This is a genomic window from Pseudomonas moorei, from assembly GCF_042846945.1.
Taxonomy (GTDB): domain Bacteria; phylum Pseudomonadota; class Gammaproteobacteria; order Pseudomonadales; family Pseudomonadaceae; genus Aquipseudomonas; species Aquipseudomonas moorei.
In genome coordinates this window covers 5,930,285-5,947,775 of the sequence record NZ_AP035776.1, presented here as the reverse complement: position 1 = coordinate 5,947,775, position 17,491 = coordinate 5,930,285, and the positions used below count along the sequence as shown (strand labels likewise).

At 60.7% G+C, this 17,491-nt stretch carries 13 protein-coding genes; 7 read left to right on the top strand and 6 right to left on the bottom strand.

Annotation, left to right across the window (positions count from 1 at the left end; translation table 11 throughout):
• Positions 1-17 precede the first annotated feature (17 nt).
• Both ACGJAX_RS27630 and ACGJAX_RS27625 read right to left on the bottom strand, forming a co-directional pair.
• Positions 18-1,559: a cytosine permease gene (locus ACGJAX_RS27630; protein ID WP_390956862.1), complete on the bottom strand. Its 1,542-nt coding sequence runs from the start codon at positions 1,557-1,559 to the stop codon at positions 18-20.
• Between the two features lie 568 nt (positions 1,560-2,127).
• On the bottom strand, positions 2,128-2,868 hold the full coding sequence (locus ACGJAX_RS27625; RefSeq protein WP_047531543.1) for a phosphoadenylyl-sulfate reductase: 741 nt from the start codon (positions 2,866-2,868) through the stop codon (positions 2,128-2,130).
• Positions 2,869-3,031: 163 nt separating this feature from the next.
• Between ACGJAX_RS27625 and thrH the strand changes: the two genes are divergently transcribed.
• On the top strand, positions 3,032-3,649 hold the full coding sequence (thrH, locus tag ACGJAX_RS27620) for a bifunctional phosphoserine phosphatase/homoserine phosphotransferase ThrH (protein ID WP_103402609.1): 618 nt from the start codon (positions 3,032-3,034) through the stop codon (positions 3,647-3,649).
• A gap of 122 nt (positions 3,650-3,771) precedes the next feature.
• Here the strand turns inward: thrH and pabB are convergent, their stop codons facing one another.
• The 4 genes from pabB to ACGJAX_RS27600 all read right to left on the bottom strand — a co-directional run bounded on the left by pabB (position 3,772) and on the right by ACGJAX_RS27600 (position 8,442).
• Positions 3,772-5,115: an aminodeoxychorismate synthase component I gene (gene pabB / locus ACGJAX_RS27615; RefSeq protein WP_390956861.1), complete on the bottom strand. Its 1,344-nt coding sequence runs from the start codon at positions 5,113-5,115 to the stop codon at positions 3,772-3,774.
• Between the two features lie 263 nt (positions 5,116-5,378).
• The gene (locus ACGJAX_RS27610; RefSeq protein ID WP_390956860.1) at positions 5,379-6,365 is read right to left on the bottom strand and encodes an alpha-L-glutamate ligase-like protein; all 987 of its coding nucleotides are present in this window, start codon (positions 6,363-6,365) and stop codon (positions 5,379-5,381) included.
• Entirely contained in the window at positions 6,365-7,900 is a 1,536-nt protein-coding gene (locus ACGJAX_RS27605) for an inactive transglutaminase family protein (RefSeq protein ID WP_090323983.1), read from the bottom strand. Before ACGJAX_RS27605 ends, ACGJAX_RS27610 begins: the two co-directional genes overlap by 1 nt.
• A gap of 5 nt (positions 7,901-7,905) precedes the next feature.
• On the bottom strand, positions 7,906-8,442 hold the full coding sequence (locus ACGJAX_RS27600) for an ATP-dependent zinc protease (protein ID WP_090323981.1): 537 nt from the start codon (positions 8,440-8,442) through the stop codon (positions 7,906-7,908).
• 303 nt (positions 8,443-8,745) lie between these two features.
• Here ACGJAX_RS27600 and ACGJAX_RS27595 point away from each other — a divergent pair, with 303 nt between their 5' ends.
• From ACGJAX_RS27595 to prpD, 6 genes are all read left to right on the top strand, one after another.
• Complete coding sequence (locus tag ACGJAX_RS27595) at positions 8,746-9,462, top strand: GntR family transcriptional regulator (protein WP_247256151.1); 717 nt, start codon at positions 8,746-8,748, stop codon at positions 9,460-9,462.
• Positions 9,459-10,352: a methylisocitrate lyase gene (gene prpB / locus ACGJAX_RS27590; protein WP_047531524.1), complete on the top strand. Its 894-nt coding sequence runs from the start codon at positions 9,459-9,461 to the stop codon at positions 10,350-10,352. The genes ACGJAX_RS27595 and prpB overlap by 4 nt, the downstream gene beginning before the upstream one ends.
• Before the next feature lie 179 nt (positions 10,353-10,531).
• Positions 10,532-11,659 (top strand): 2-methylcitrate synthase, encoded by a 1,128-nt coding sequence (gene prpC, locus ACGJAX_RS27585; protein ID WP_090323975.1) that lies wholly within the window; start codon positions 10,532-10,534, stop codon positions 11,657-11,659.
• Between the two features lie 194 nt (positions 11,660-11,853).
• On the top strand, positions 11,854-14,448 hold the full coding sequence (acnD, locus tag ACGJAX_RS27580; RefSeq protein WP_390956859.1) for a Fe/S-dependent 2-methylisocitrate dehydratase AcnD: 2,595 nt from the start codon (positions 11,854-11,856) through the stop codon (positions 14,446-14,448).
• A 66-nt stretch (positions 14,449-14,514) separates the two neighbouring features.
• The gene (prpF, locus tag ACGJAX_RS27575; RefSeq protein ID WP_247256113.1) at positions 14,515-15,705 is read left to right on the top strand and encodes a 2-methylaconitate cis-trans isomerase PrpF; all 1,191 of its coding nucleotides are present in this window, start codon (positions 14,515-14,517) and stop codon (positions 15,703-15,705) included.
• A gap of 221 nt (positions 15,706-15,926) precedes the next feature.
• Positions 15,927-17,411, top strand: coding sequence for a 2-methylcitrate dehydratase (gene prpD / locus ACGJAX_RS27570; RefSeq protein WP_390956858.1), 1,485 nt, complete (start codon positions 15,927-15,929; stop codon positions 17,409-17,411).
• Positions 17,412-17,491 lie beyond the last annotated feature (80 nt).

Genomic DNA, 17,491 nt, shown 5'->3' with positions numbered 1-17,491 from the left:
GCCGGGCCGCCGGGTGATTAATGACTGACGTTGTCGACCGCGATCGCTTCGCCGCTGACATCGGCGTAGTGCGGTTGGCGTTTGGCGATGATCAGGTAGAGCATCCCGGCAATCCCGGCGCCGATCAGCCAGGAGAACGGCGATACGAGGTGGAAGCCAGGCACCAGCGCCAGGACGATGGCGATCAGGGCGGCAGGAATGAACGCCGCCACGGCGCGCAGGTTGACCCCGCGGCTGTAGTAATAGGCGCCGTTCGGGTCTTCGCTGTACAACTGCGGCACGTTGACCTGACCTTTTCGTATCAGCCAGTAGTCGACCATGATCACGCCATACAGCGGCCCGAGCAGGGCGCCGAGGCCTGACAGGAAGTACACGATCACCAGCGGGCTGTTGTAGAGGTTCCAGGGCAGGATCAGCACGGCGATGGTCGCGCTGATCAGCCCGGCGCGACGGAACGTCAGGTATTTCGGTGCCAGGTTGCTAAGTACGAAGGCCGGGGCGACGAAGTTGGCCATGATGTTGACCGCGACTGTGACGATGAGGAATGCCAGACAGCCAAGTACCAGGAAGAAGGTGTTGGGGATCGAGGCGATAATTTCTGTAGGGCTTTCAATAATGTGGCCATTGATCTGGAATTGCGCGCCGCACAGCAGCACGGTGATCGAGGCAAACACCAGAATGTTGACCGGCAGTCCCCAGAAATTGCCGACCTTAATGGTCTTGCGGCACGGCGAAGAACGGGCGAAGTCGCAGAAATTCAGGATCAGCGTGCCGTAGATCGCCAGCCACAGCGCGCCACCGGCAAAGATGTTGCGCCACATCTCGCCACCGGTCAGGGGGTCGCGGATCGACCAGGCGATGGTCGCATTGGCCTGGGTGTACATCCACGCGGCGAGTGCCGCGACAGTCAGCAGGATCACCGGCCCGGCAAAGGCCTCGTAGCGTCGCACCATCTCCATGCCATAGGCGAGGATCGCCAGCTGCACGAACCAGATCGCCACGAAGCACACCCAGCCCAGGGTCGACAAACCGAGGATCGAGTTGTGGTCGTAGTCGGCGAATCCGGGGTGGACGGCGGTCAACAAGACGCGGAACACCACCGAGGCCAGGTATGTCTGAATGCCGAACCAGGCAATGGCGATGACGGCGCGGATCAACGCGGGAATCTGCGCACCGTGAATACCGAAACTGATGCGGCTGATGACCGGGAAGGGCACCCCGGTCTTCTGGCCCATGTAGCCGGAAAGGTTCATGAAGCAATACACCAGCGCCGCGCCAATCCCCAGGGACAGCAGAATCTGCCAGCCACCCAGGCCCAGGGCGTAGAGGCCGATGGCGAACGAATAGTTGGCGATGTTGTGAACGTCGTTGGTCCATAGGGCAAAGATGCTGTAACGACCCCAGCGCCGGCCTTCGGCCTTGGTCGGTGCCAGGTCCTTGTTATGCAGGCGCGGGCTGAGTGCCACGGGGGATTGCAGGGTTGGGTCACCAGGTGCGTGCGTGACGTGGGAGGAGGGTAGATCCAGCGCGATAGTGTTGTTGGAGAGACTTGTACGCATTCCGGCAGGCTCCTGATGCTCGACGCCGCGATGACTGTGCATGAGCGCAAGGGCTCGACAAATCTTCGTCGCGGGTGGCGAATATCATTGGTTACGGGGCATCTGCAGCCTGTACGGGATAGGGCGCTTCAGGCTTGTGGATCTAATGTGTGTGTATGTTTTGAGATGATTGTATACAAAACATGTATGCACCTTTGCCAGATCCATGCCAGCCAGGAATCTATAAAGTCAGCTGCTCATTTCCTTTTGTTATGGGTTGATGCTAAGTGCCTGAAAAAAAGGCGATATAAATTGACCGTTCGAACAGGTATTTATTTTTCGACAGGCTTTGTGGGAAGAGTCGACCCAGGTGGTCGGAAAGGCAGGATGTAACTTTTTCGGGCGAGGAAACTAAAAGTGCACACAGAAATGGCACCGATGGTGACATTTCTGTGTACACATTTTTGGATGTGTCACGAATCCTGTAGGAGCGAGCCTGCTCGCGATAAACCCGAGAACGCCGCGGCGTGTCAGGTTCCCAGCGTTATCGTTAACGACCATCGCGAGCAGGCTCGCTCCTACGGTGGGTTTACGCTTTGGACTTGCTGATGATATTGCCCGCGTGCAGCCCGCATTCCTTCTGCGTGGCTTCTTCCCACCACCAGCGGCCTTCGCGTTCGTGCTGGTTCGGCAGTACCGGGCGGGTGCAGGGTTCGCAGCCGATGCTGATGAACCCGCGCTCGTGCAGGCTGTTGTATGGCAGCTCCAGCATGCGGATGTAGCCCCAGATCTCTTCGCTGGTCATTTGTGCCAGCGGGTTGAATTTGTACAGGGTGCGCTCCGGGGTGGAAAACGCGCCGTCGATTTCCATTACCGCGACCGCGCTGCGAGTGCCGGGGCTCTGATCGCGGCGTTGGCCGGTGGCCCAGGCTTTCACGCCTGACAGCTTGCGGCGCAGCGGTTCGATCTTGCGGATGCCGCAGCATTCGCCATGGCCGTCCTTGTAGAAACTGAACAGGCCCTTTTCCTTCACGAACGGTTCAAGTCTGGTGTAGTCCGGCGACACCAGTTCGATGTCGATCTTGTAGTGCTCGCGCACTTGATCGATGAAGCGGTAGGTCTCGGGGTGCAAGCGACCGGTGTCGAGGCTGAACACCTTGACGTTCTTGTTCAGCTTCCAGGCCATGTCCACCAGCACCACATCCTCGGCGCCGCTGAAAGATATCCACAGGTCATCGCCAAACTCGGCGAACGCGAGTTTCAGGATGTCCTGGGCGGATTTATTGGCATAGGTCGTGGCGAGTTCCACGACGTCGAACGTTGGGCTCATCAGGGCGGCTTCCTACAGGTCATTGGCGCTGGGCGCTCTATATTGGGCCGATGGTAACAAAAAGCTGCGCCGGTCGGGGTGTCCTCTGCGTTGCGTGGTGGGGGAGTAATCGCTAGAGTTCGGGCTCGCTCGACTCAATAAACAATACAAATGGGAGTGTCTTGTGGAAATTGCCTGTCTGGACCTTGAAGGTGTGCTGGTCCCGGAAATCTGGATCGCCTTCGCCGAAAAAACCGGGATCGAATCCCTCAGGGCCACCACCCGGGACATTCCCGACTACGACGTGTTGATGAAGCAGCGCCTGCGGATTCTCGACGAACACGGCCTGAAGCTCGCTGATATCCAGGAAGTGATCGCCACGCTCAAGCCGCTGGACGGCGCGATCGAATTCGTCAACTGGCTGCGTGAGCGCTTCCAGGTGGTGATTCTGTCGGACACCTTCTACGAATTTTCCCAGCCGCTGATGCGCCAACTGGGCTTCCCGACCTTGCTGTGCCATCGCCTGATTACCGACGATGCCGGCCGGGTGACGAGCTATCAGTTGCGTCAGAAAGATCCGAAGCGCCAGTCGGTGTTGTCCTTCAAGAGCCTGTATTACCGGGTGATTGCTGCGGGTGATTCCTACAACGACACCACGATGTTGGGCGAGGCCGATGCCGGCATTCTGTTCCATGCACCGGACAACGTGATCCGTGAGTTCCCGCAATTCCCGGCGGTGCACACCTTTGAAGACCTGAAGCAGGAATTCATCAAGGCCTCTAACCGCGCCCTGAGCCTGTAACCCGCCCCCCTGTAGGAGCAAGCCTGCTCGCGATGGACGTCAACGATCACGCGTTCAGTCTGAAAGCGAGCGGGGTCTTCAAGTTCATCGCGAGCAGGCTCGCCCACAGGGGACGGTGTTAATCAGAGGTTTTGCAGGGTGTCGAGCAGCACCTTCACCTTGGTGATCGATTCCTGATACTCGGCCTGCCACTGCGAATCCGCGACAATCCCGCCACCGCCCCAGCAACACACCTGCCCATCCTTGATCAGCAAACTGCGAATGGCGATGGAGCTGTCCATCTCGCCGCGCACGTCCAGGTACAACAACGAACCGCAATACAGCCCGCGCCGGGTCGGTTCCAGCTCATCGATGATCTGCATCGCGCGAATTTTCGGCGCCCCGGTAATCGAGCCGCCCGGGAAGCTGCCGGCGATCAAGTCCAGCGCATCGCGATCATCGGCCAATTGGCCGGTCACGCTGCTCACCAGGTGATGCACGTTGGGGTAGCTTTCCAGACTGAACAATTCCGGTACCCGTACCGAACCCGTTCTGCAGGTCCGACCGAGGTCGTTGCGCAGCAGGTCGACGATCATCAGGTTTTCCGCGCGATCCTTGGGGCTGGACAACAGTTCGGCGGCGTTGGCCGCGTCTTCGGCGGGTGTGACACCGCGAGGGCGAGTGCCTTTGATCGGCCGGGTTTCAACCAGCCGCTCGCTGACTTTGACGAAGCGCTCCGGCGACAGGCTCAGCACGGCGGCGCCGTCGGGCAGGCTCTGGAAGCCGGAAAAGGGTGTCGGGCACGCCGCCCGCAACGCGCAGTACGCGGTCCATGGATCACCCTGGCAAGGGGCGCGGAAGCGTTGGGCGAAGTTGACCTGATAGCAGTCGCCGGCCTGGATGTATTGCTGAATGCGCTCGATGGCGTGGCGATATTGATCGGCGCTCAGGTCGGCATTCATCGGCGCTTGCAGTTTGAAAGCCTCCACCGATTCAACCGCCGGCTGCTCGAACAGCTGAATCAAACGCTCGCGCTCGCTGTCCGGCAGCGCCGGATGAAACACCAACTGAGTGGTCTGCCGCTGGTGATCGCTGATCAATGCCCAGTCGTACAGGCCGAAGCGCGCATCCGGCAATTGCAGGTCGTCCAGGGCCTGGCTCGGCAGGTGTTCCAGATGACGGCCGAAATCGTAGCTCAGGTAACCGATCAAGCCGCCGGCAAAGGGCAGTTCACAGTTGTCAGGCATGGCGGCATCGCCGAGACGCGTCAGGTTTTCCCGCAGGCGTTGCAGGAAATCAGCACCGCTTTCGTCGGGCAATACCGTCAGTTGTTCCAGCGGCCAGGCGCTGAGCAAGTCATAGCGCCCGCGTTCGGCGCTCGGTCGGCCGCTGTCGAGCAGCACGGCACCGGGGGCATGGCGGATGGCCGCGAAGTAATCGGCGGGGTTGGCACGATAGGGAAGCGGGTGTACGGAACAGGTCAACATGGGTGAGGGCGATCGGCCGTTGAGGCGGGGTGGGGATTGTAGTCCCCTGCAGGATTTGGTCCTAGAGGGGATGTCGGAAAATGGCTGGTTGGAGTCCGTTACGCAAAACCTGTGGCGAGGGAGCTTGCTCCCGTTGGGTTGCGAAGCAGCCCCCTTGCTTTCTTGAGTCCCACCGAGTGTTCTGGTTTTGCGACTGCTTCGCAGCCGAGCGGGACCAAGCTCCCTCGCCACAAAAGCAATGAATATCCCTGAGGGAGTGGGAATCAGCCCTCGACGGTCGGGACATGCCCGAACATCTCCTGCACAAACGCGACGCGCTCTTCGACGGTTTCGGTCACGCCGCGAGCCTTGAGGTCTTCCAGTCGCGCTTCGACCGCATGGGTGCGCAGGGTCAAACCGCAGTGGTTGGCAATCTGGATGTTCAAGCCCGGCCGGGCGTTGAGCTCCAGGATCAGCGGACCTTTTTCCTGGTCCAGCACCATGTCGACACCGATGTAACCCAGGCCGCACAGCTCATGGCAACCGGCGGCGAGTTTCATGAAACCGTCCCAGTAAGGCAATTGCACGCCATCAACCGCGTTGGTTGTGTCGGGGTGTTTGTTGATGATGTTGTTCAGCCAGGTGCCGCGCAGGGTCAGGCCGGTGGCCAGGTCGACACCGACGCCGATGGCGCCCTGGTGCAGGTTGGCCTTGCCGCTGGACTGGCGGGTCGGCAAGCGCAGCATGGCCATGACCGGGTAACCCATCAGCACGATGATGCGGATGTCCGGTACGCCTTCGTAACTGATGCTTTTGAAGATCTGGTCCGGGATCACCCGGTATTCGATCAGCGCCCGGTCGCGATGGCCGCCCAGCGAATACAGGCCGGTGAGGATGCTGGAAATCTGATGCTGGATTTCCTCCCGGCTGATGATTTTTCCGGACACCGTGCGAAAACGACCCTCGAAGCGGTCAGCGACCACCAGGATGCCGTCGCCGCCCGCGCCCTGGGCCGGCTTGATCACGAAGTCGTTGCGATCACCGATGATGTTGTCGAGGTTGTCGATTTCTTTCTCGGTGGAGATCACGCCATACATTTCCGGCACGTGGATGCCGGCGGCGATGGCGCGTTCCTTGGTAATGATCTTGTCGTCGACGATCGGGTACAGGCTGCGCTTGTTGTACTTGAGTACGTAGTCCGCGTTGCGCCGATTGATGCCCATGATGCCGCGGGCTTCCAGGGCCTTCCAGGTCTTCCAGAAGCCGAACATCAGCTGTCAGCCTTGTTCAGGAAGGCCTTGAAACGCACCAGTTCGGTCAGTCGATAGCCGCGATAACGCCCCATTGCCAGCATGAAGCCCACCATGATCAGCAGGACTGCCGGGAAGGTGAAGACGAAGTACACCAGCTCCGGCACGGTCATGATCAGGTGGGCCAGGGAGGCCGCGAACAGCGTGCCGATCGCCACTTTCATGGCGTGGCTGGCACCGCGTTCTTCCCAGGTGATCGACAGGCGTTCGATGGTCATGGTCAGGATCACCATCGGGAACAGCGCCACCGACAACCCGCGCTCCAGGCCAAGCTTGTGGCTGAACAGGCTGATTGCGGCGATCAACACCACTACGAATGTCAGCACCACGGACAGCCTTGGCAGCATCTGCAGCTTCAAGTGCTCAAGGTAGGAACGCAGCGACAGCCCCAACGCCGTGATGATGGTAAACAGCACGATGCCGAAACCGAGCTGGGTCTCGCGGAAGGCCAGGGCGATCAGCACCGGGGTAAAGGTACCCAGCGTCTGCAGGCCGACCAGGTTGCGCAGGATCAGGATCACCAGCACGCCGATCGGGATCATCACCATGATCATGAAGGTCTGCTGGGTTTGCAGCGGCAGGCCGTACAACGAGTATTCGAGGAAGTTGGCGTCGGTGTTTTCGTCGGTCAGCTTCGCCAGGCGAATGGCGTTCATTTCGCTGTTGTTCAGGCTGAAGGTCACGTTGGCCTTCTTGCCGCCATCGACGGTGATCAGGTTTTCGTCACCCGTCCACCACAGCAGGCGGTCGGTCGGCAGGCCTTGTTCACCGGTTTCCGGGTTGAAGTACAACCAGTCGGTGCCGTTGAAGCTGCGCAGCCAGAGTTCCGGGGTTTGTGGCTGATCGGCTACCAGGCGAATGGTGTGGACTTTCTCGATGGGCACGTGGGCGATGGACAGCAGCAGTTCGACGATCCGGGCCTTGTGCACGGTGGATGGATCACCGGCCAGCAGCAACTTCACGTTGTCATCGTTGAGATTGTTGACACGTTTGATGGCTTCGCCGATGAACGTCTCGACGTCGGCCGAGTGTTGGCGGATTGGTGCGAGCAGGGCTTCGGCGGCGATTTTTTCCGGGCCTTCGATGGCGATGCTGTCGCGGAAAGTCGGGCCCTTGACCTTGGACTTTTCGCCGGAATAGCGCTTGGTCAGCACCAGGCGGTAATACAGGGTCTGGTTGCCCTTGGCGCGGCGCGCGGACCAGGTGACCTTACGGTTGCCGTCGACGCGGTTCACCGCCACGCCGTAGTTGTTGGAGATGAAGCTCTCATTGAGGCTGACGAAGTCGCGGCTCAGGGGCGGCACGAACATCTGGATCTTGACCGGGTCCTTGGCATTGGCGACGAACTCGACCTTGGCGTCGATGTTCCACAAGTCGTCGGTGGCGTCTTCGGTCACGGGAATGCCGAGCACGAAGATCTGATAGGCCGTAACTGAAATGCCCAGCACCACCAGAATGGCGATCAGCAGTTTCAGGTGAAGGGTAAGAGAGCGCATTTAAATTACTCTGCGGTATGAGCGTCGGTGGTGCAGGCGGGTTTGCCGGCAGCATATTTGAGGCTGGGGTCGACCAGCGCGTCGAAGCGTTTGAGTGCTTCGGAGCCAATCAGGAGCGGGTATTGAAAAGCGCTGCGGTCGGTCAGGTTCACTTCGATGCTGCGCAGGGCCGAGCCCATGCAGATATCCAGTTCGATCACCGGGCGGGCGGTGTATTTCTTGCCTTCTTCGGGGTCGTAGTCGCCGGCCCGACGCTTGATCTTGCTGACCCGGGCCAGCGGTCGTTCGATCGGGTGCGAATGGGCAGCGTCGATGGCCAGATAGAAACGCACCCACGACTCGCCGTTGCGTTTGAAGCGTTTGATGTCGCGGGCACTCAGGGACGCGGTTTTCGCCCCGGTGTCGAGTTTGGCCGCCACTTCCAGGTCGATACCGCCCAGGGATGCGTATTCATTGAGGCCGTACACGGTCTTTTCCCCCGCTGCGGCAAAACCGGGCAGACAGAGAAAATAAAGGAGTGTGGGGAAGGGCTTGAGTCTCATAAATCCTGGTGCGCAGCGGTCCGTACTTCGATTCAAGGCCCTGGCATCGCTGCGCAAGCTCCCTCGTATGCCTATCAGCTATTTATGACAAGCCGTGCAGATGTGGCAAACAAATGCGGGCGGCATTCTAGCACGGTGGTTTTATGGCGCCAGCGCTGGCGGGCGGCTATAAACAGAGGTTTCTGCTTTGTTATGGTGCAGACGGTTATTAGACGATTGTCGACAATATCTAATTATCCTTTGACTAAGGCGCCTTGATTCGCTAGTTTTTGCGGCATTGGCTTTCAAGGTGTCGACAATATGCTGGATCAACTCGATCCCCCGCTCATTGCCCAGGACGATTCGGAAACACTTTCCGAGAACGTCTTCCGGCGCATTCAGGCGGCCATCGTCAAGGGCGAGATCGCCCCGGGCAGCAAAATCTCCGAACCCGAGCTGGCGCGCACCTACGGCATCAGCCGTGGTCCGTTGCGCGAAGCCATCCACCGCCTCGAAGGCCAGCGCCTGCTGGTGCGTGTGCCGCACGTCGGTGCGCGGGTGGTGTCGCTCAACCATGCCGAGCTGCTGGAGCTCTACGAAATCCGTGAGTCCCTCGAAGGCATGGCCTGTCGCCTGGCCGCCGAGCGCATGACCCTCGAAGAAATCGACGAGCTGCGCCGGGTCCTCGAAACCCACGAGCGCGACGAGGCGTTTCAGGCGGGTCGGGGCTACTACCAGCAGGAAGGCGATTTCGACTTCCATTACCGAATCATCCAGGGCAGCGGCAACCGTACGCTGACGCAAATGCTCTGCGGCGAGCTGTATCAATTGGTGCGCATGTACCGCATCCAGTTCTCCACCACGCCCAATCGCCCACACCAGGCGTTCGCCGAGCACCACCGAATTCTCGATGCCATCGCCGACCGTGACGGTGAACTGGCCGAGTTGTTGATGCGCCGCCACATCGGCGCTTCCAAACGCAATATCGCCCGTCATTACCAGGACGGCGCCAACCCGACAGCCAAACGAGGTGAGTCATGAGTTTGAACAAGAGCACTCCAGGCCAGCGTTTCCGCGATGCGGTCGCCAGCGAGCATCCATTGCAAGTGGTCGGCGCAATCAACGCCAACCACGCGCTGCTGGCCAAGCGCGCCGGTTTCAAGGCGATCTACCTGTCGGGTGGTGGGGTGGCTGCGGGCTCCCTCGGCGTGCCGGACCTGGGCATCACCGGCCTGGATGACGTGCTGACCGACGTGCGTCGCATCACCGACGTCTGCGACCTGCCGCTGCTGGTAGACGTGGACACCGGTTTCGGCTCCTCGGCGTTCAACGTCGCCCGTACCGTCAAGTCGATGATCAAGTTCGGCGCGGCGGCGATTCACATCGAAGATCAGGTCGGCGCCAAGCGTTGCGGCCACCGTCCTAATAAAGAAATCGTCTCGCAGCAGGAAATGGTCGACCGCATCAAGGCCGCCGTCGATGCCCGTACCGATGACAGCTTCGTGATCATGGCCCGTACCGACGCCCTGGCAGTGGAAGGTCTGGAATCTGCCCTGGATCGCGCCGCCGCGTGCATCGAGGCCGGCGCCGACATGGTGTTCCCGGAAGCCATCACCGAACTGGAGATGTACAAGCTGTTCGCCAGCCGCGTGAAAGCGCCGATCCTGGCCAACATCACCGAATTCGGCGCGACGCCGCTGTACACCACCGAGCAACTGGCAGGCGCCGATGTGTCGCTGGTGCTGTACCCGCTGTCGGCGTTCCGCGCCATGAACAAGGCTGCCGAGAACGTCTACACCGCGATCCGCCGCGACGGCACGCAGCAGAACGTCATCGACACCATGCAGACTCGCATGGAACTTTACGATCGCATCGACTACCACACCTTCGAGCAGAAGCTCGATGCGTTGTTTGCGCAAAAGAAAGGCTGAATCAAACCCTGTAGGAGCGAGCCTGCTCGCGATGGTCGCCAACGATAACGCGGGACATCTGATACCCCGCGGTGTGCGACCCGCCATCGCGAGCAAGCTCGCTCCCACAGGAGGTGGGATCTATCCCGACCAATGTATTTGCCGATTCCCTAACAAATTCAAGAAGACTGGAGACAGCAATGGCCGAAGCAAAAGTACTCAGTGGCGCCGGGCTCCGTGGCCAGGTGGCCGGACAAACCGCACTGTCCACCGTGGGCCAGTCGGGCGCAGGCCTGACCTATCGCGGCTACGACGTTCGCGAACTGGCGGCTGACGCACAATTCGAAGAAGTCGCCTACCTGCTGCTGTACGGCGAACTGCCGACCAAGGCGCAGCTGGCGGCTTACATCACCAAGCTGAGCAAGCTGCGTGATCTGCCACAAGCCTTGAAAGAAGTGCTCGAGCGCATCCCCGCCGATGCTCACCCGATGGATGTGATGCGCACCGGTTGCTCGTTCCTGGGTAACCTGGAGCCAGAGCTGGATTTCTCCGAGCAACACGACAAGACCGACCGTCTGCTGGCCGCGTTCCCGGCGATCATGACCTACTGGTATCGCTTCAGCCACGAAGGCAAGCGCATCGATTGCGTGAGCGACGAGCCGACCATCGGTGGCCACTTCCTGCACCTGCTGCACGGCAAGAAGCCGAGCGAGTTGCATGTCAAAGTGATGAACGTGTCGCTGATCCTCTACGCGGAGCACGAATTCAACGCCTCGACCTTCACCGCACGGGTTTGCGCATCGACCCTGTCCGACCTGTATTCCTGCATCACCGCAGCCATTGGTTCGCTGCGCGGTCCGTTGCACGGTGGCGCCAACGAAGCGGCGATGGAAATGATCGAGCGCTTCTCCTCGCCTGAAGAAGCGGTCGAAGGCACCCTCGGCATGCTGGCGCGCAAGGACAAGATCATGGGCTTCGGCCATGCGATCTATAAGGACAACGATCCGCGTAACGAAGTGATCAAGGGCTGGTCGAAAAAACTCGCCAACGAAGTGGGCGACAAGGTGCTGTTCCCGGTTTCCGAAGCCATCGACGCCACCATGTGGGAACAGAAGAAGCTGTTCCCGAACGCCGACTTCTACCATGCCTCGGCGTACCACTTCATGGGCATCCCGACCAAGTTGTTCACACCGATTTTCGTCTGCTCGCGCCTGACCGGCTGGGCCGCCCACGTGTACGAACAACGCGCCAACAACCGCATCATCCGCCCGAGCGCCGAGTACATCGGCGTCGAACAGCGCAAGTTCGTGCCAATCGAACAACGCTGAATGGTCGGGGCGACGCAGGGATCTGAATAACGCATCGATCCCTGTAGGAGCGAGCCTGCTCGCGATGGAATGTCATTCACATTGGTGTCGACTGACACACCATCGCGAGCAGGCTCGCTCCCACAGTGGACAGTGTTTACTTCATGCCCGGTGCCAGCCCCACCCTTTGTAATTACCGTGACCGAGTCCTGACGATGAACACAGAATTTCGCAAATCGCTGCCTGGCAGCCATCTGGATTACTTCGACGTCCGTGCGGCTGTCGAAGCCATTCAGCCGGGCGCCTACGACACCCTGCCGTACACCTCCCGCGTGCTGGCGGAAAACCTTGTGCGTCGCTGCGACCCGGCCACGCTCACCGAATCCCTGAAGCAATTCATCGAGCGCAAGCGCGACCTCGACTTCCCGTGGTTCCCGGCCCGCGTGGTGTGCCACGACATTCTCGGCCAGACCGCGCTGGTCGACCTCGCCGGCCTGCGTGACGCCATCGCCCTGCAAGGCGGCGACCCGGCGCAAGTGAACCCGGTGGTGCCGACCCAATTGATCGTCGACCACTCCCTGGCCGTCGAGCGCGGCGGTTTCGATCCGGAAGCGTTCGAGAAGAACCGTGCCATTGAAGATCGTCGCAACGAAGACCGTTTCCACTTCATCAACTGGACCAAGAAGGCGTTCAAGAACGTCGACGTGATTCCGCCGGGCAACGGCATCATGCACCAGATCAACCTGGAGAAGATGTCTCCGGTGATCCAGGTGCGTGATGGCGTGGCGTTCCCCGACACCTGCGTCGGCACCGACAGCCACACCCCGCACGTCGATGCGCTGGGCGTGATCGCCATCGGCGTCGGTGGTCTGGAAGCGGAAAGCGTGATGCTCGGTCGCGCATCGTGGATGCGACTGCCGGAAAGCGTCGGCGTTGAACTGACTGGCAAGCTGCAACCGGGCATCACCGCCACCGACATGGTGCTGGCGCTGACCGAGTTCCTGCGCAAGCAAAAAGTCGTCGGCGCATGGCTGGAGTTCTTCGGCGAAGGCGCCGCCGCGCTGACCCTTGGCGACCGCGCGACCATCTCCAACATGGCCCCGGAATACGGCGCCACGGCAGCGATGTTCTACATCGACCAGCAGACCATCGACTACCTCAAGCTCACCGGCCGTGAAGACGAGCAGGTGCAGTTGGTGGAGAACTACGCCAAGACCACGGGCCTATGGGCTGACAGCCTGAAAGGCGCGCAATACGAGCGCGGCCTGACGTTCGACCTGTCCTCGGTGGTGCGCAACATGGCTGGCCCGAGCAACCCGCACGCCCGTGTCGCGGTGTCGGATCTGGCGGCCAAGGGCATCTCCGGCCAGTGGGACGATGTACCGGGCCAAATGCCTGACGGCGCGGTAATCATCGCGGCCATCACCAGTTGCACCAATACCAGCAACCCACGCAACGTGATCGCTGCCGGCCTGCTGGCGCGCAACGCCAACAACCTCGGCCTGACCCGCAAGCCATGGGTCAAGTCGTCCCTGGCACCGGGTTCGAAAACCGTGGCGCTGTACCTCGACGAAGCCGGCCTGACCAGCGAACTGGAACAACTCGGTTTCGGCGTCGTCGCCTTTGCCTGCACCACGTGCAACGGCATGTCCGGTGCGCTGGACCCGGTGATCCAGCAAGAGATCATCGACCGCGACCTGTACGCCACCGCTGTGCTGTCCGGTAACCGCAACTTCGACGGACGGATCCACCCGTACGCCAAGCAAGCGTTCCTCGCGTCGCCGCCGCTGGTGGTCGCCTACGCCATCGCTGGCACCATCCGCTTCGACATCGAGAAGGATGTGTTGGGCGTGGTCGATGGCAAGGAAATTCGCCTGAAAGACATCTGGCCGAGCGACGAAGAAATCGACGCGGTGGTCAAGGCTTCGGTGAAGCCGGAGCAGTTCCGTCAGGTGTACATCCCGATGTTCGCCATCCACGAAGACACCGGGCCGAAAGTCGCACCGCTGTATGAGTGGCGCGAGATGAGCACCTACATCCGCCGTCCGCCGTACTGGGAAGGCGCGCTGGCCGGCGCCCGTCCGCTCAAGGGCATGCGCCCGCTGGCCGTGCTGCCGGACAACATCACCACTGACCACCTGTCGCCATCGAACGCGATCATGCTCGACAGCGCCGCCGGTGAATACCTGGCGAAAATGGGCCTGCCGGAAGAGGACTTCAACTCTTACGCGACTCACCGTGGCGACCACCTCACCGCGCAGCGCGCGACCTTCGCCAACCCGAAACTGTTCAACGAAATGGTTCAGGAAAACGGCAAGGTCAAGCAGGGCTCGCTGGCTCGCGTGGAGCCGGAAGGCAAGGTCATGCGCATGTGGGAAGCCATCGAAACCTACATGGACCGCAAGCAGCCGCTGATCATCATCGCCGGTGCCGACTACGGTCAAGGCTCGTCCCGCGACTGGGCGGCGAAGGGCGTGCGCCTGGCGGGCGTGGAGGCGATTGCCGCTGAAGGTTTCGAGCGCATCCACCGCACCAACCTGGTGGGCATGGGCGTGTTGCCGCTGGAGTTCAAGCCGGGCACCAACCGTCACACCCTGGCCATCGACGGCAGCGAAACCTACGACGTCGTCGGTGACCGTACACCGCGCGCCGAGCTGACGCTGGTGATCCATCGCAAGAACGGTGAGCGCGTCGAAGTGCCGGTGACCTGCCGTCTCGACACCGCCGAAGAAGTGTCGATCTACGAGGCCGGCGGCGTGCTGCAACGCTTCGCCCAGGACTTCCTCGAAGAATCGGCGGTTGCCGTGTAACACGCGCTGCACGGACACGGGACTTTGAGTCCCGTGTCTTTTTCCAGATCAGGAGTAATGAGCACCATGGCTCACGCACCGCAAATCAAGATTCCCGCCACCTACATGCGTGGCGGCACCAGCAAAGGCGTGTTCTTCAGCCTGCAAGACTTGCCTGAAGCCGCACAGGTTCCAGGTCCGGCCCGCGACGCCTTGTTGCTGCGCGTGATCGGCAGCCCCGACCCGTACGACAAACAAATCGACGGCATGGGCGGCGCGACGTCGAGCACCAGCAAAACCGTGATCCTGTCGAAAAGCATCAAGGCCGATCACGACGTCGACTACCTGTTCGGCCAAGTCTCCATCGACAAGCCTTTCGTGGACTGGAGCGGCAACTGCGGCAACCTGTCGGCGGCGGTCGGTTCGTTCGCCATCAGCAACGGTCTGGTGGACGCCAGCCGCATTCCGCACAACGGCGTGGCCGTGGTGCGCGTATGGCAGGCCAACATCGGCAAGACCATCATTGCCCACGTACCGATCACCAACGGCGAAGTGCAGGAAACCGGCGATTTCGAACTCGACGGCGTGACCTTCCCGGCCGCTGAAGTGCAAGTCGAATTCATGGATCCGGCTGCGGAAGAAGAGGGCGGTGGCGGGTCGATGTTCCCGACCGGCAACCTGATCGATGATCTGGAAGTGCCCGGCGTCGGCACCCTCAAGGCGACCATGATCAACGCCGGCATCCCGACGATTTTCGTCAATGCCGAAGACATCGGCTACAAGGGCACCGAGTTGCAGGGCGCGATCAACGGCGATCCAAAGGCTTTGCTGATGTTCGAAACCATCCGTGCCTACGGCGCGCTGCGCATGGGCCTGATTGCCAACATCGACGAAGCCGCCAAGCGCCAGCACACGCCGAAAGTGGCGTTCGTGGCCAAACCGGCTGACTACGTGTCGTCCAGCGGCAAAACCGTTGCGGCGGGTGATGTGGACCTGCTGGTGCGTGCGTTGTCGATGGGCAAGTTGCACCACGCGATGATGGGCACGGCGGCTGTCGCCATTGGTACCGCGGCGGCGATTTCCGGCACCCTGGTCAACCTTGCGGCGGGCGGTGTGGAACGTAATGCGGTGCGCTTCGGTCACCCGTCCGGCACCTTGCGCGTCGGCGCCGAAGCCAGTCAGGTGAATGGTGAGTGGACCGTGAACAAAGCCATCATGAGCCGCAGCGCGCGGGTGTTGATGGAAGGATACGTTCGCGTGCCGGGTGATTCGTTCTGACGTAAATCTCGATATCACCGCAAATCCTGTGGGAGCGAGCTTGCTCGCGATGAGGCCTTCGCTTTCAGCCTCCTTGTTGGCTGACTCAGCGCTATCGTCGGAACGCCGCCCGGAGCAAGCTCCCACAGTTGATCGAATTTCAGAACAACAAAGCAGTAATCGACCGAGATTGCCCTGAACCGAGGCCCCATCAACGAAACCAGTGCGGAGTGAAATCGAACATGAGCGCCAACGTTGACCTCAACAATCGCCCGGACTACGACCAGGTTCTGCAGGACATCGCCGATTACGTACTGACCTACACAATCGAGTCCGAGGAAGCCCTCGATACCGCCCGTAACTGCCTGATGGACACCCTCGGCTGCGGGTTGCTGGCCCTGCGTTTTCCCGAATGCACCAAACACCTGGGGCCAATCGTCGAAGGCACCGTCGTGCCGTTCGGCGCTCGCGTGCCCGGTACCAGCTACCGCCTCGATCCGGTCAAGGCCGCCTGGGACATTGGCTGCATCGTCCGCTGGCTCGACTACAACGACACCTGGCTCGCGGCCGAGTGGGGCCATCCGTCGGACAACCTCGGCGGCATACTCGCGGTGGCCGATCACGTGTCGCAAAAGCGCCTGGCCCAGGGTGACGCGCCGTTGACGGTTCGCACGGTGCTGGAAGCGATGATCATGGCCCATGAGATACAAGGCGTGATCGCGCTGGAAAATTCGTTCAATCGCGTAGGCCTCGACCACGTCATTCTGGTGAAAGTCGCCTCGACGGCGGTCACCGCCAGGCTCATGGGCGCCAATCGCGAGCAGTTGCTCTCGGCGTTGTCCCACGCCTTCGCCGACGGCCAGGCGCTGCGCACCTATCGCCATGCACCGAATGCCGGCTCGCGCAAATCCTGGGCGGCGGGGGATGCGTCCAGTCGTGGTGTTCGTCTGGCGGACATCGCCATGCGCGGCGAGATGGGCATTCCTGGTGTGTTGAGCGCCAAACAATGGGGCTTTTACGACGTGTTGTTCAGTCACACCAACAACGATCTGGCGCTCAAGCCCGCAGACAAACGTGCTTTCGGTTTCTCGCGGCCATACGGCAGTTATGTGATGGAAAACGTGCTGTTCAAGATCAGTTTTCCCGCCGAGTTCCACGCGCAAACAGCCTGTGAAGCCGCGGTGACCCTGCATCCGCAGGTGCGAAACCGCCTGCACGAAATCGACCGGATCGTCATCACCACCCACGAATCTGCAATACGCATCATTTCCAAGGTTGGCCCCTTGGCCAATGCCGCCGACCGCGATCACTGCCTCCAGTACATGACCGCGGTGCCACTGGTCTTCGGCAACCTGGTGGCCGAGCATTACGAAGATGACTTCCATAAGGCACATCCGATCATCGATGTGTTGCGCGAGAAAATGGTCATCGTCGAAAACCCGGTGTACACCCGTGAGTACCTGGAGGCCGACAAGCGTTCGATCGCCAACGCCATTCAGGTTTTCTTCAAGGACGGTACCAGCACCGAGAACGTGGTGGTGGAGTACCCGATCGGCCACCGCCGGCGTCGTGTCGAGGGTATTCCGCTGTTGGAGGAGAAGTTCAGGGCGAACCTGCTGACTCGATTCACCGGGCAACGCAGTGGAGAGATTTTTGCGTTGTGCAAGGATCAGGCGAGGCTTGAAGCTACGCCTGTGAATCGGTTTGTGGATTTGTTTGTTATCTAGGAGGCCGCGTTATCGTTCATCGCGGGCAAGCCACGCTCCCACAGGGTTTTGTTGTGAATGCAAAATCTGCATTCATCAGA